Annotated in this window: 11 protein-coding genes; 9 read left to right on the top strand and 2 right to left on the bottom strand. The window is 55.1% G+C overall.

The genetic code is table 11. From position 1 onward, the window contains the following. The first annotated feature begins 77 nt into the window (after window positions 1-77). The 4 genes from GEAM_RS16415 (at window position 78) to GEAM_RS16400 (ending at window position 3,192) form a co-directional block, all read left to right on the top strand. Window positions 78-446 carry a diacylglycerol kinase gene (locus GEAM_RS16415; RefSeq protein ID WP_034793480.1) on the top strand — a complete coding sequence of 123 codons (369 nt, stop codon included), beginning with the start codon at window positions 78-80 and terminating at the stop codon, window positions 444-446. 118 nt (window positions 447-564) lie between these two features. Further along, window positions 565-1,173, top strand: a complete 609-nt coding sequence (lexA, locus tag GEAM_RS16410; RefSeq protein WP_034793478.1) for a transcriptional repressor LexA — start codon at window positions 565-567, stop codon at window positions 1,171-1,173. A gap of 259 nt (window positions 1,174-1,432) precedes the next feature. Next, window positions 1,433-2,794 carry an MATE family efflux transporter DinF gene (dinF, locus tag GEAM_RS16405; RefSeq protein ID WP_034793476.1) on the top strand — a complete coding sequence of 454 codons (1,362 nt, stop codon included), beginning with the start codon at window positions 1,433-1,435 and terminating at the stop codon, window positions 2,792-2,794. A gap of 188 nt (window positions 2,795-2,982) precedes the next feature. Continuing rightward, on the top strand, window positions 2,983-3,192 hold the full coding sequence (locus GEAM_RS16400; RefSeq protein ID WP_034793474.1) for a CsbD family protein: 210 nt from the start codon (window positions 2,983-2,985) through the stop codon (window positions 3,190-3,192). A gap of 143 nt (window positions 3,193-3,335) precedes the next feature. On the opposite strand, the gene zur is transcribed toward GEAM_RS16400, so the two are convergent. Both zur and GEAM_RS16390 read right to left on the bottom strand, forming a co-directional pair. Beyond that, entirely contained in the window at window positions 3,336-3,845 is a 510-nt protein-coding gene (gene zur / locus GEAM_RS16395; RefSeq protein ID WP_034793471.1) for a zinc uptake transcriptional repressor Zur, read from the bottom strand. A 120-nt stretch (window positions 3,846-3,965) separates the two neighbouring features. Next, window positions 3,966-5,168: an ROK family protein gene (locus GEAM_RS16390; RefSeq protein WP_034793468.1), complete on the bottom strand. Its 1,203-nt coding sequence runs from the start codon at window positions 5,166-5,168 to the stop codon at window positions 3,966-3,968. Window positions 5,169-5,278: 110 nt separating this feature from the next. Here GEAM_RS16390 and GEAM_RS16385 point away from each other — a divergent pair, with 110 nt between their 5' ends. From GEAM_RS16385 to GEAM_RS16365, 5 genes are all read left to right on the top strand, one after another. Beyond that, window positions 5,279-8,566, top strand: a complete 3,288-nt coding sequence (locus GEAM_RS16385) for a DUF5107 domain-containing protein (RefSeq protein ID WP_034793465.1) — start codon at window positions 5,279-5,281, stop codon at window positions 8,564-8,566. Between the two features lie 158 nt (window positions 8,567-8,724). Continuing rightward, the gene (locus tag GEAM_RS16380) at window positions 8,725-9,711 is read left to right on the top strand and encodes a substrate-binding domain-containing protein (RefSeq protein WP_034793462.1); all 987 of its coding nucleotides are present in this window, start codon (window positions 8,725-8,727) and stop codon (window positions 9,709-9,711) included. Window positions 9,712-9,755: 44 nt separating this feature from the next. Beyond that, window positions 9,756-11,267, top strand: coding sequence for a sugar ABC transporter ATP-binding protein (locus GEAM_RS16375; RefSeq protein ID WP_034793459.1), 1,512 nt, complete (start codon window positions 9,756-9,758; stop codon window positions 11,265-11,267). Between the two features lie 170 nt (window positions 11,268-11,437). Then, window positions 11,438-12,436, top strand: coding sequence for an ABC transporter permease (locus GEAM_RS16370; protein WP_419471236.1), 999 nt, complete (start codon window positions 11,438-11,440; stop codon window positions 12,434-12,436). A gap of 89 nt (window positions 12,437-12,525) precedes the next feature. Next, the gene (locus GEAM_RS16365) at window positions 12,526-13,587 is read left to right on the top strand and encodes a zinc-dependent alcohol dehydrogenase family protein (protein ID WP_034793453.1); all 1,062 of its coding nucleotides are present in this window, start codon (window positions 12,526-12,528) and stop codon (window positions 13,585-13,587) included. Window positions 13,588-13,598: the final 11 nt, after the last annotated feature.

The following is a 13,598-nucleotide window of genomic DNA, read 5'->3' as shown; positions in this document are numbered from 1 at the left end:
TTGTCACCCTGAATGGTTTTGAGTATAAAATGCTGCCAATACTCTGTCCGCCAAAACTCTGTTAAGACGCATAACACATGAAAAATGAATCAACGGGCCTTATTCGTATCGTTAAAGCCGCGGGCTATTCCCTCAAAGGGTTTAGGGCTGCCTGGAAAAACGAGGCGGCCTTCCGTCAGGAAGTCATAGCCGTTCTGCCCTTCATCATACTGTCATTTTTCCTCGATGTGACTAGCGTCGAGCGTATTTTGTTAGTGGGCGTCTTGGTTCTGGTGGTGATCATCGAATTACTGAATAGTGCTGTTGAAAGCGCCATTGACCGCATCGGTCCTGAATTCCATGTCCTGTCCGGGCGAGCCAAAGATTTTGGATCGGCGGCGGTACTTTTGACCATCATACTGGCGATTTTCACTTGGGTCAGCGTGTTTTGGCCGCGCTGGTTCTAAAGCGGAATACAGATTCCAGATTTCAACTTAGCATTGGTTTTTATGCACTCTTAGGTTTTCATTCCCTAGTTACCTGTATATACTCACAGCAATACTGTATAAACAATCAGGGGGCGGCATGAAAGCTTTAACAGCCAGACAACAAGAGGTTTACGACCTCATTCGCGAGCATATATCCACCACGGGTATGCCGCCGACTCGTGCAGAAATTGCCACTCGTCTGGGGTTCCGCTCACCAAACGCTGCGGAAGAACACCTCAAAGCCCTGCAACGCAAAGGCGTGATTGAAATCGTCTCTGGCGCGTCGCGCGGCATTCGCTTGCTAATGGAAGAAGAAGAAGGTTTACCACTGATTGGCCGCGTCGCCGCCGGTGAGCCTCTGTTAGCTCAGCAACATATCGAAGGCCACTATCAGGTCGATCCTGCCATGTTCAAGCCAAGCGCTGACTTCTTGCTGCGCGTTAGCGGGATGTCGATGCGTGATATCGGTATTCTCGACGGCGACCTGCTGGCAGTCCACAAAACTCAGGATGTGCGCAATGGTCAGGTTGTGGTTGCGCGCATTGATGATGAAGTCACGGTTAAGCGCTTGAAAAAGCAGGGTAGCGTGGTGCAACTGCTGCCAGAGAACAGCGACTTCGAACCCATCGTAGTTGACCTGCGCGAGCAGAGTTTCAGCATTGAAGGCTTGGCGGTAGGCGTTATCCGCAACGGCGACTGGATCTAATCCTTTCTGCTGGTGACGGCTCGGCATTCGCCCTTCCTGAATGTACTGCCGGGCTCTCGCTATAGGCATTTGCCACTAAGCTCGCTGTCGCCTTACGGTGATCCCTCGCCGTGTCACTGCGCCCCTTGATTGGGGCGTTGTTGTTTCAATAGAACGCGATCCTTTACATAAAGCCAGATGGTGTAAACCCAGCGTTGATATCGAAGCACCCGTTACGCCGAATTGAAATCGTGTTCAGCATCCTCAGCATGGGACTTCTATGCCTCACCACCCCTTTCGACAAGCATTGAGCCGTACCTTCCTCAGTCGCGAGGACAAAGCCTTATGGAAACTGGCTTTGCCGATGATTTTCTCCAATATCACCGTCCCGCTTTTAGGCTTGGTGGATACCGCCGTGATAGGTCATCTCGACAGCGCGGATTATCTCGGCGGCGTAGCCGTCGGCGCGATGGTCACCACCTTCCTGTTCATGATGTTGCTGTTCTTGCGCATGAGCACCACCGGCCTGACGGCTCAGGCATTTGGTGCCAAAGATAAGCTGCTGCTGGCTCGCGCCTTTATGCAGCCTTTCCTGTTGGCGCTGCTGGCGGGCATTTTCATCATGCTGTTCCGCACGCCGCTGATGAATCTGGCCTTTCAGGTGGTCGGCGGCAGTCAGGCCGTGCTGGATCAGGCGCGGATGTTTATTGAAATACGCTGGCTGAGCGCGCCGGCTTCTCTGGCGAATCTGGTGATCCTCGGCTGGCTGCTGGGCATCCAGTATGTGCGTGGCCCGGTGCTGCTACTAATAGTCGGCAACGTGCTGAATATCGCGCTGGATATCTGGCTGGTGATGGGGCTGGGCCTGAACGTGCGCGGCGCGGCCATTGCTACTGCCTGCTCAGAGTACGTCACGTTGGCCTTAGGGCTGTGGCTGGTATGGCGGATGATGGCGCAAAAAGGCATTGATTTGGCCCTGCTCAAACAGGCGTGGCGCGGCAACCTGCGGCGCTTGCTGAGCCTCAATCGTGACATCATGCTGCGTTCGCTGCTGCTACAAGTCTGTTTTGCCTCTTTGACGGTGATCGGTGCCCGGCTGGGTGGGCATATTGTGGCGGTAAACGCCGTGTTGATGAACCTGCTGACCTTCACCGCTTTCGCCCTCGATGGCTTCGCCTATGCCGTGGAAGCCCACTCGGGAGAAGCCTTTGGCGAACGTAATCGTGAGAAGTTGTTACGTGTATGGCACGCGGCGTGTCGCCAAGCAGGGGCCGTGGCGGTGGGGTTTGCACTGTTCTACGGTCTGGCCGGGCAGCAGATTGTCAGCATGCTGACCTCTTTACCTGACATCCGCCAGTTGGCTGACCAATATCTCGGTTGGCAGGTGGTTCTGCCGCTGATTGGCGTCTGGTGCTATCTGCTGGATGGCATGTTTGTCGGCGCAACGCGAGGCCGCGAGATGCGCAATAGCATGGCCGTCGCTGCAGCAGGCTATGCCCTGACGCTGTTCACTCTGCCGTGGCTCGGCAACCATGCTTTGTGGTTGGCTTTGGCCGTGTTCCTCGCGCTGCGAGGTTTGTCGCTAGGCTGGGTGTGGCGCAGATATTGGCAAGGGGATCGCTGGTTTACCAAGGCGGAGTAAAAATAAATAGCTGATAAATTCACTAGAGTTTATCGCTATTTAACACTTTGGATTAATCCTAATATTGTGATTTATGCCTGTCATTGGACCTAAATGCCAAATTCTCTACTACTCTTATTTATGTGATAAGCACTTCGTGTGTTGAACAAAACACAGAAACCTAAACCACGGTAGTAGGAGAATTGATTATGAATAAGGACCAAACCGAAGGTAACTGGAAGCAGTTCAAAGGCAAAGTGAAAGAGAAATGGGGCAAGCTGACGGACGATGATCTTACCGTTGTAGAAGGTAAGCGCGATCAGCTGGTCGGCAAGATCCAAGAGCGCTACGGTTATAAGAAAGAAGAAGCTGAAAAAGAGCTGAAAGCGTGGGAAACGGATAACAAGTATCACTGGTAAATCGCAACTTCCCCGTGCGTAACAGTGATATTGCATCCTGAAAAAACGCTGCTCCTACCCGGATAGCCTTCAGGATGCATGGTACAAGGACGTACCGCCTTTGCTCTATTTATCTGATTTAAATAATTATCTGATGAAACGCATTAACGCTTTTTCGTCACAATACTGTGGTCATGCTCGCAATGTTCATGGCTGTCGCAAAGCTCCACCACTTTACAATCCCCGCACAAACCATGCGCTTCCACCACGGAATGCCGCAATTCAAACCCAGATTCAATCGCCAGTTTCGCCAATCTCTCTTCAATGCCGTCGGTAGTCTTCTCGGTGACCAATCCGCAACGATCGCAGATGAACAGCGCAGAGGTGTGGCTCGGCTCTTCGAAATGATGGCACAGCACGTAGCTGTTGGCAGATTCCACGCGGTGAATAAAGCCTTGTTCGAGCAGGAAATCCAGCGCGCGATAAACCGTCGGTGGCTTGGCCTGCGGCTCGCTAAGCCTCAGTAAATCCAGCAGATCGTAAGCACTAATGGCACCGGGTTGCTGCGTCATCAGGCGCAAAACTTCCAGACGCTGTGGCGTTAAACGCACATTACGCTTCTGGCAAAGTTTTTCGGCCTGTGAAAGAAGTTGATCCGGATTGTTCAGGGTCATAAGAAGTTTCTCTGAGTACGATGCTGGGTTGAACGCTTACGAGCAAGCGAACGATGATTTTACCATGCTTCGCGTAAATCGCCGAATTATGCGCCATTACGGTTAACATCCTGCACCTATTCAGACGCGATTTTCTAGCGCTTGTTCCACATACAAGTAACCAATTCCCATGATTTGCTGCTCGCGGCTCAGCGTTCCGAGGCCGATATGTGTCGCCTGAGTCTTCACGCTGTCAGTCTTATCGAAGGGATTTAAGCCACTCTGTTCCAACACCGTGCTCAGCCACGCCTCGCCAAAACCACAGCTGCGGCCATAAAGGTAAATCTGGTTGATGTTGAGAATATTCAAGAAGTTATACAGGCTCAGCCCCAAGGCGCGCGCCGCCGAAAACACCATCACGCGCAGGTTTTCATCTCCCTGATGGTAGCCTTCGATAATTTCCTGAGTGGTCGGGGTGCGCAGGGCGGATTTATCTGCCGCCGCCGCGCCATTTTTCAGCAGCATGCGGGCCTTTTTCTTCATGGCGGAGAGCGAGGCGATAGTCTCCAGACAGCCATACCGCCCGCAAGAGCAGAGGCTGCCGTCGGGGTCGATAATGGTGTGGCCGATTTGGCCGCTGCCAAACAGATTACCGCGATAAATCTGCTGATTGATAACGAATGAAGAGCCAATGCCGTAATCTACATTGATAACGCAAAAATCACGCTGAATTTCAGTATGTTGCCATTTCTCGGCCAGCGCCAGCATGATGCAGTCGTTATCCATCAGAATTTCTGTATTTAGCTTCTCTTCCAGCAAATATTTAATCTCTATCGCGCTGTCCCACGGCGCCTGTGGCATGTTCTGCGAGACGCCGGTGGTGGGATTCACCTGCCCGTGAACGGACAGCGCGAGGCTGAGATTTCTTCCTCGATATTGTTTGCGATAGTCGTGAAACAGACGTTCTATCTCATTAAGTAGCTCATTGGGCGTTTTCACTGAGATTTCGCTCAGCCGGAATTCGCTTTTGGCGGTGATAAGCCGATCAACCAGAATACTTTCAATGCGATAGGGCGAGACATTCATACACAGAATATCGCTGTCTTCGACCGCCACCTGATAGCTGCCACCACCCAGTCCACGGGAGTGCAGATTCACCTCGCTGTGAACCACGCGCCCCTCCTGCTGCAATTCATTGAGAATTTTGCCGACCGCCGGAATCGACAGGTTAGACAATCGCGCCAGCGTCGATTTACTTGCCGTTTTCTCACGATACAGCAGGGTCATCAGCACCTTTTTATTGAATTCCCTGACCCGCAGATTGTTCAGACCCTTAAGTTGCATTCACTAAACTCCGCTTACTGAATTGCGTGACCGTAGCGCATTAATTAGCCGCTTTCGCTGCGTAGACTCACGAAATTGAATTTTTCAGTATTCATTAGTGAGAGGAAAGCATGAGCGGAAATGTAAAAGTCTGGCAGGAGCAGGTCGAATTACCGACTTATCTCACGGGAAAACAAGATACCCACCCGATGTTTTTGGCCCATCGCGTCTACCAAGGCTCTTCGGGCAACGTCTATCCGTACGGCGTGACTGACCAACTGACGGGTGAGAAGCAGATGCAGTGCTATCAGGCGCTCTATCTGGAAAATGATTATATAAAAATCATGCTGTTACCCGAGCTTGGCGGGCGCGTACATCGCGCATGGGACAAGATTAAGCAGCGTGATTTTGTCTACCACAATGAAGTGATTAAACCGGCCTTAGTGGGCCTGCTGGGGCCATGGATCTCCGGCGGAATTGAATTCAACTGGCCGCAGCACCACCGCCCAACCACCTTTATGCCAGTGGATTTCACCTTGCAGCAGCATGAAAACGGCGCGCAAACCGTCTGGATGGGGGAAGTGGAGCCGATGCGCGGCTTACAGGTGATGACCGGCTTCACGCTCTATCCGCACAAAGCGCTACTGGAAATCAGCGCCAAAATTTATAACGCCAACCCAACGCCGCGCCACTTCCTGTGGTGGGCCAACCCGGCGGTGAAGGGCGGGGATGACCACCAGAGCGTTTTCCCGCCGGATGTCACGGCGGTGTTTGACCACGGCAAGCGCGATGTTTCCTCCTTCCCGATTGCCACCGGCACCTATTACAAAGTCGACTACTCGCGCGGCGTGGACATCTCGCGCTACAAAAATATCCCGGTGCCGACCTCCTACATGGCGGACAAATCAGAATATGACTTCGTTGGCGCTTACAGCCATGACGATCGCGGCGGCTTGCTGCACGTTGCGGACCACCATGTCTCGCCGGGCAAAAAGCAGTGGACTTGGGGCAACTGCGCCTTCGGTCTGGCTTGGGATCGCAATCTTACCGACCGCAACGGCCCTTACATCGAGCTGATGACCGGCGTTTTCACTGACAACCAGCCTGACTTCACTTGGCTTGATGCCTACGAAGAGAAGTGCTTTGTGCAGAATTTCATGCCCTACAGCGAGCTGGGCATGGTGCAGAACGCCAATACCGAAGCCGTGCTCAAATTGCAGCGCGACGGGCAGAAGGTGGAGTGGGGTATCTATGCCGTAGCACCGCTGAACCAAGCGCGGGTACTGATCACCACAGGTAATGATGAGCAGGTTCTGGTGGATAAAGTCGTGACTTTGCAACCGGGCGAAGTGCTGCATGCCAGCCTACAAGGGGAGTTCAGCGGGCGGCTTAAAATCAGCCTGTTGGCGGAAAACGGCAGCGAAATTCTGCATTATCTTGAGCATCAGCCGAAGGAAACGCCGCTGCCGGAAGCGGCTAAAGCGCCACTGCCCGCTGACCAAATTCAGACTGCGGAAGAGGCTTGGTTTATTGGTCAGCATCTTGAGCAATACAACCATGCCAGCCACGGCGCGCCAAACTACTATCAGCGCGGGCTGGAACTTGACCCATTGGACTACCGCTGCAACTTGGCGCTGGCGACGCGCGAATATAACCGTACCAACTTCGCCAGCAGCATTGCTTTTGCCGACAATGCCCTGAGCCGCGCTCATCGCTGGAATAAGAACCCGCAGTGCGGCCTCGCCAGCCTGATCCGCGCCTGTGCTTATGAGCAAACCGAGGATCTGGATGCCGCCTACGAGGACTTTTTCCGTGCCATCTGGAGCGGCGACGCCAAGTCCGGCGGCTACTTTGGTTTAGCTCGCATTGCCACTCGCCGTGGGAAATTTGCCGATGCGCTGCAATTCTGCGATCAGGGTCTGGAAAGCCACGCCAGCCATTACGGCCTGATTGGCCTAAAAGCGCTGCTACTGCAACTGAGCGGCGACGCGGCCTCTGCCGGGCGCTATCGCCAGCAGCAGTTGCAACGCTACCCGCTGCACTATCTGCTGCATTTCCTCAACTACCAGCAGCAGCCGAACAGCGAATCACACCACGCTCTGCGCAAGGTGACCGGGCAGCGCGGCGAAAGTGCGCTGAATATCGCCACCCAACTGCTCTCTTTCGGCTTGAAAAAGCTGGCGCTTGAGGCGCTGGAGTCCATCGACAGTCGCGAAACTCTGCCGCTCTGTGTGCAGGCAAGTCTTGATCCGCACAACCGCCAGTCGCTGGTGAGTCAGGCCCGTCAGGCTTTCCCCGACAATGTTCGCTTCCCGAACAGCGTTGCCGAAGTGCAGATACTTAACAGCTTCACCGATGACGCCTTTGCTCACCACTTGCTGGCCTGTTTCCACTACAGCAAGGGCAATCTACAGCCTGCGGTTGCCCACTGGCAGCGCTGCCTTGAGCTTGAGCCAGACTTCACCGATGCATGGCGCGGATTGGGGATCCACGCGTGGAATATCGACCATGATGCCGACGCGGCGGCCCGCTATTTCGATAAAGCTTACGCGCTGGCTCCGCACGATGCCCGTCTGCTGTTCGAGCAGGATTTGTTGAAGAAACTCACCTCGACGACGCCGCAAACCCGCCTTGCGCTGCTCGAAAAGCACCTCGACGTGGCGACCCAGCGCGATGACCTGACGGCCGAGCTGCTGGGGCTTTATCACCAAACCGGCAAGTTGCAGCAGGCTGCAACGCTACTGTCAGAACGCCAGTTCCATCCGTGGGAAGGGGGCGAAGGGCGCGTCACCGGGCAGTTCTTGTTGAATGCGCAACTGCGGGCGTTTGAGTTGCTCAACAGCGGTAAACCGGCAGAGGCGCAGGAGATTTTACTGGCGGCTCAAACCTATCCGCTGAACCTTGCCGAAGGGCGGCTGGTCGGGCAAACCGACAACGACCTTTACTACTGGCTCGGCGTCACTGCCAAACAGCTGGGGCAGCACGGGCAGGCAAAACAGTGGTTCGAGCGCGCCGCGCAGGGCGATAAGGGCATCAGCGAGCGCCGTTATTACAACGACCAGCCGGTGGATTATCTGTTCTATCAGGGCATGGCATTGCGCCAGTTGGATCAGCAAGCCGAGGCTAATCAGCTATTTAGCCAAATGCGCGACTGGGCCGAACAGGCTAGCGGCGATGTCGTAAGCGCTGACTTCTTCGCCGTCTCCTTGCCGGATCTGCTGGTGCTCAACGGCGATCGTCAGCTTCAACACAAGGAACATCTGTTATTGGTCAAAGGCTTAGCCGAGTTGGGGGCAAGGGATAACGGCGCAGCGGCCAGCAGTTTGCAACAGGCGCTGGCACTCAATCCGGCCAACAACAAAGCACAGCTTTTCCTACGCCTTGCTGAGCAACAGGAGGGTTTACTAAACGCTGTTTAGTTTAATCCGTGATCGTGATGAATAACTGCACAGCGGGGATGATTTACTTTATCCCCACTGTGTTAACTCATCGAAAACATTTACTTCACAACTAAAACAATAAATTAGCCACCAACCTTACCAGAACATCACGCCAACCCAGGAATACCGGAGGAATCATGCCGTTCAACTGTAAAAGAATTGCTCTGACTACCGCCCTACTGACCGGTTTATTCACCCTCACTCATGCGCAGGCCGAATCGGCGAAAGCGCTGACCGTCGGGGCCATCTATCTCGATACCCAAGGCTATTACGCCGGAGTAAAAGCCGGGGTGCAGCAAAGTGCCAACGCCTCGGGCGACAAAGTGAATTTGATTGAAACCAACGCGCAGGGCGATATCTCGAAAGAGAGCACGTTCATCGACACGCTGATTGCCCGCAAGGTCGACGCCATCGTGCTCTCCGCCGTGTCTGAGCAGGGCAGCCGCCGGGCTATCCAGCGGGCCAGCGAGGCTGGGATCCCCGTGGTTTGCTACAACACCTGCATCAGCGACAAAGGCGTGCAGAAGTATGTCGCGGCCTATCTGGTGGGCGACCCCGTGGAGTTTGGCCGCAAAGCGGGTGATGCTGCCGCCGACTACTTTATCGCTAACAAAATTACTGCGCCGAAAATCGCGGTGATTAACTGCGAAGCCTTCGAAGTGTGCGTCCAGCGCCGTAAAGGCTTCGAAGCCGCGTTGAAGCAGCGAGTGCCGGGCATGAGTATCGTGGCAAATCAGGAAGGAACCGCCATCGACAAAGCCATTTCAGTGGGTGAAAAACTGCTGATTTCCCAGCCTGACTTGGACGCCATTTTTGGTGAATCCGGCGGGGCGAGCCTTGGCGCCGTGAAGGCCGTGCGCAATCAGAATCGCGTGGGGAAAACCGTGGTGTTTGGCTCCGACATGACCACCGAAATCGCCCAAGAGCTGAATAAAAATCAGGTGCTTAAGGCAGTCGTGGATATCTCAGGTAAGAAAATGGGCGAGCAGGTGTTTGCCAAAACGCTGCAAGCCATCAACAAAACCCTGCCAGCGGACAAAGTCATTCAAGTACCGATTGACCTCTACACCACCTCAGCTCAGGGACAGGGCTGGCTGGACACCCATCAGGATGGCTTACCTTAATCTGGGGTTCGACTATGTCAGCACTTGCAATGGCAACAGACACCATGACCACGCCTGACGATGATAAGGATTGTGTCGCAGCGGTCCGTGGCGGCTACAAAGAGTATCCGGGCGTTATTGCGCTGGAGAATGTGGATTTCACCCTGAAACGCGGCGAGATCCGCGCCCTGTTGGGGAAAAACGGTGCCGGGAAATCGACATTAATTCGCCTGCTTACCGGCAGTGAAAAGCCGGATCGGGGAACCGTGATGCTGGGCGGGCAGACCCTTTCAGGCAGCGATGCCCAGCTTACCCGCCGCGCGGCGGAACTAGGCGTGCGCGCGGTGTATCAGGAGCTGAGTCTGGTGGACGGCCTCAGCGTGGCGGAAAACCTCTATCTCGGCGAGTGGCCGCGCAGCGGCGGCATGCTCGACGCCAAGAAGATGTTGGAACAAGCGCGGCACTGCCTTGGGCATCTCGGCGTGGATATCGACCCACTGCAGCGCGTTGAAAACCTCAGCCCGGCACAGAAGCAACTGGTTGAAATCGCCCGCGTTATGAAGGGCCATCCGCAGGTAGTTATCCTCGACGAGCCCACCAGTTCTCTGGCTTCCAACGAAGTCGAACTGGTGATCGCCGCCGTTCAGGCAATGGCTGAGGTCGGCATCGCGGTTATCTATGTCAGTCACCGAATGAATGAAATCCGCCGACTGGCCTCCAGCGCCACCATTATGCGTGACGGTAAAGTGGCGGGGAATGTCCGTTTGGCTGAGGCCTCCACCGAAGAGATTGTCGCGCTGATGCTGGGTCACAGCGGGCATCGCGACAACCAAGTCACTCAACCGCAAGGCGGCAAACCCGTGTTGTCGGTTCGCGGGATGAATCTGCCCCCCAAACTTCACGACATCAATTTCGACCTGCTGCAAGGCGAAGTGCTGGGCATTGCCGGGCTGCTGGGGTCCGGCAGAACAGAACTGCTCAAAGCCTTGGCGGGTCTGGACAGTTACAGCGAAGGCGAAGTGGAAATCGACGGTGCACGGATACACAAACCGACCTATGCCCGCATGCTGGCCCACGGATTGGGGTACACGCCGGAAAACCGCAAAGAGGCGGGCATCATGCCGCTGCTCGGCGTGGATGAAAATACCGTGATGACCAACCGCCATCGCGTCAGCCGACTGGGCGTTTTGCAGTGGGCCGACATTCGCCAATACACGCAGGACATTATCGCCAGGATGCGGGTGAAGGCCGCCAGCACCACGACGCCAATCGGCACGCTCTCCGGCGGCAACCAGCAGAAGGTGGTGATTGGCCGCTGGGTCTATGCCGAAAGCCGCGTGCTACTGCTCGATGAGCCGACGCGCGGGGTGGATGTCGAAGCTAAAAACCAGATTTATCAGATAGTTCGCCAACTGGCCACCGAAGGCAAAAGCATCATCTTTGTCTCAAGCGAAGTGGAAGAGCTGCCACTGGTTTGCGACCGAATTCTGCTGTTGCAGCAGGGCACGCTGACCCGAACGCTGACCTCACCAGTGAGTACCGAAGAGTTAATGGCGGAAATATTAGCGTCACATTAAATAGCCGCGGAGTGAATAAAGTCTGCGGCTTAAAAATATAAATCAGGGTGATAGCGATGGGCTCAAATAAACGCTGGCGTGCAGAGCCTCTCCGTTGCCGGTAAATGATGGCTTTCGTTTCCGGGCTTTTATTTCGATGCCGGGAAATAGTGTGGAGTAATGAAATGACCATGACGACATTATCTTATCAACAAGAAAAAGGTGAATCCCGCCGCGCCTTTATTTCGGCGAATATTAATGCCATTGGCCTATTAGTGGTTATTGCTCTGCTTTATCTGGTGTTTTCAATTTACGCGCCGGGCTTTATTTCACTCAGTAACCAGATGAACGTGCTGCGCGATGCCGCGACTATTGGCATTGCGGCGTGGGCCATGACGCTGGTGATCATCGCCGGTGAAATCGATGTCAGCGTCGGGCCGATGGTGGCTTTTGTCTCAGTCTGTCTGGCCTATCTGATGCAGGCGCAGGTGCCGCTGGCGGCGTCGCTGGTTCTGGTGCTGATCCTTGGTGCGGCCTTTGGCACTCTGGCGGGCTTCTTGCGTGGATGGTTTAACGTGCCGAGCTTTGTGGCAACGCTGGGCCTGTGGAGCGCACTGCGCGGACTTGGCCTGTTTATGACCGACGCCCTGCCAGTGCCGATTGACGAAAATGACGTGCTCGACTGGCTGGGCGGGCAGGTGGCAGGCATTCCCGTCTCGGCGCTTATCATGCTGATTTTATTCGCCGTATTCCTGTTTGTCAGCCGCAAAACGGCCTTTGGACGCTCGGTGTATGCCGTGGGCGGTAACGCCTCGGCGGCGCAGCTGTGCGGCATCAATGTCAAACGCGTGCGGGTGCTCATCTTCACACTCTCCGGCCTGCTGGCCGCCGTCACCGGGATCTTACTCGCGGCGCGTCTGGGTTCAGGCAACGCCGGGGCGGCCAACGGCTTGGAATTTGACGTTATCGCGGCAGTAGTGGTTGGCGGCACGGCGCTGTCCGGCGGCCGAGGCTCGCTGCTCGGCACCCTGCTCGGGGTTCTGGTTATCACGCTGATTGGCAATGGATTGGTGCTGCTGGGGATTAACTCTTTCTTCCAGCAAGTGGTGCGCGGCGTAATTATCGTCGTCGCCGTGCTGGCAAACATTCTTCTGACTCAGCGAAATAGTCGAGTTCGCTCGAAAAAATAATCTGCACCTTTGCGCCTTGCAAACAATCTTCGCGAGGCGTGATGGCAAAAAGAAAATGAACAATTTTCAAATTTATGGAGAGGAATAATATGAAAACCATGTTGGCGGCTTATTTACCGGGAAACTCTACTGCTGAATTAAGAGAAGTGGCGATCCCAACGCCGGGGATCGGACAGGTCTTAATTAAAATGAAATCGTCGGGAATTTGCGGCAGCGACGTTCATTATATTTATCACCAGCATCGGGCGACCGCCGCCGCGCCGGATAAACCTCTTTATCAGGGCTTTATTAATGGCCACGAACCTTGCGGCCAAATTGTCAGTCTGGGGGCCGGGTGCCGCCACTTCAAAGAGGCTGACCGCGTGCTGGTGTACCACATTTCCGGCTGTGGCTTCTGCCCCAACTGCCGCAAGGGTTTCCCTATCTCCTGCACCGGCGAGGGCAAGGCGGCCTACGGCTGGCAGCGCGATGGCGGGCATGCCGAATATCTGCTGGCGGAAGAGAAAGACCTGATTCACCTGCCGGACTCCCTGAGCTACGAGGATGGCGCATTCATCTCCTGCGGCGTCGGGACGGCCTATGAAGGCATCCTGCGCGGCAATGTCTCGGGTAGTGACAACGTGCTGGTCGTCGGGCTTGGCCCGGTGGGCATGATGGCGATGATGCTGGCGAAAGGCCGGGGGGCGAAGCGCGTCATTGGCGTTGATGTTCAGCCTGAGCGTCTGGCGACCGCCAAAAAGCTCGGCTTGATGGATCACGGCTTTTTAGCCAGCGGCGAAAGCCTGATCCCTTCCATCGTTGAGCTGACGCGCGGCGGCGCAGATGTCGCGCTCGACTGCTCCGGCAATGCCCAAGGTCGCCTGCTGGCCTTGCAAGCCACCGCCGACTGGGGCCGCGTGGTGTACATCGGCGAAACCGGAAAAGTCGAATTTGAAGTCAGCGCGGACCTGATGCATCACCAACGGCAGATCATCGGCTCGTGGGTCACCAGCCTCTACAACATGGAGAAATGCTGTGGTGATTTGCATGACTGGAAAATGCGGCCGCAAAGCGCCATCACTCACCGCTTCACGCTGGAACAGGCGGGAGAGGCTTATGCGCTAATGGCCAGCGGTAAATGCGGCAAAGTCGTCATCAACTTTGCCGACTAACCCTTCAAGGA

Source organism: Ewingella americana ATCC 33852 (assembly GCF_000735345.1).
GTDB classification, from domain to species: Bacteria; Pseudomonadota; Gammaproteobacteria; order Enterobacterales; family Enterobacteriaceae; genus Ewingella; species Ewingella americana.
Note: the sequence above shows the minus strand (reverse complement) of the source record. Positions and strands in the feature narration are given on the sequence as shown.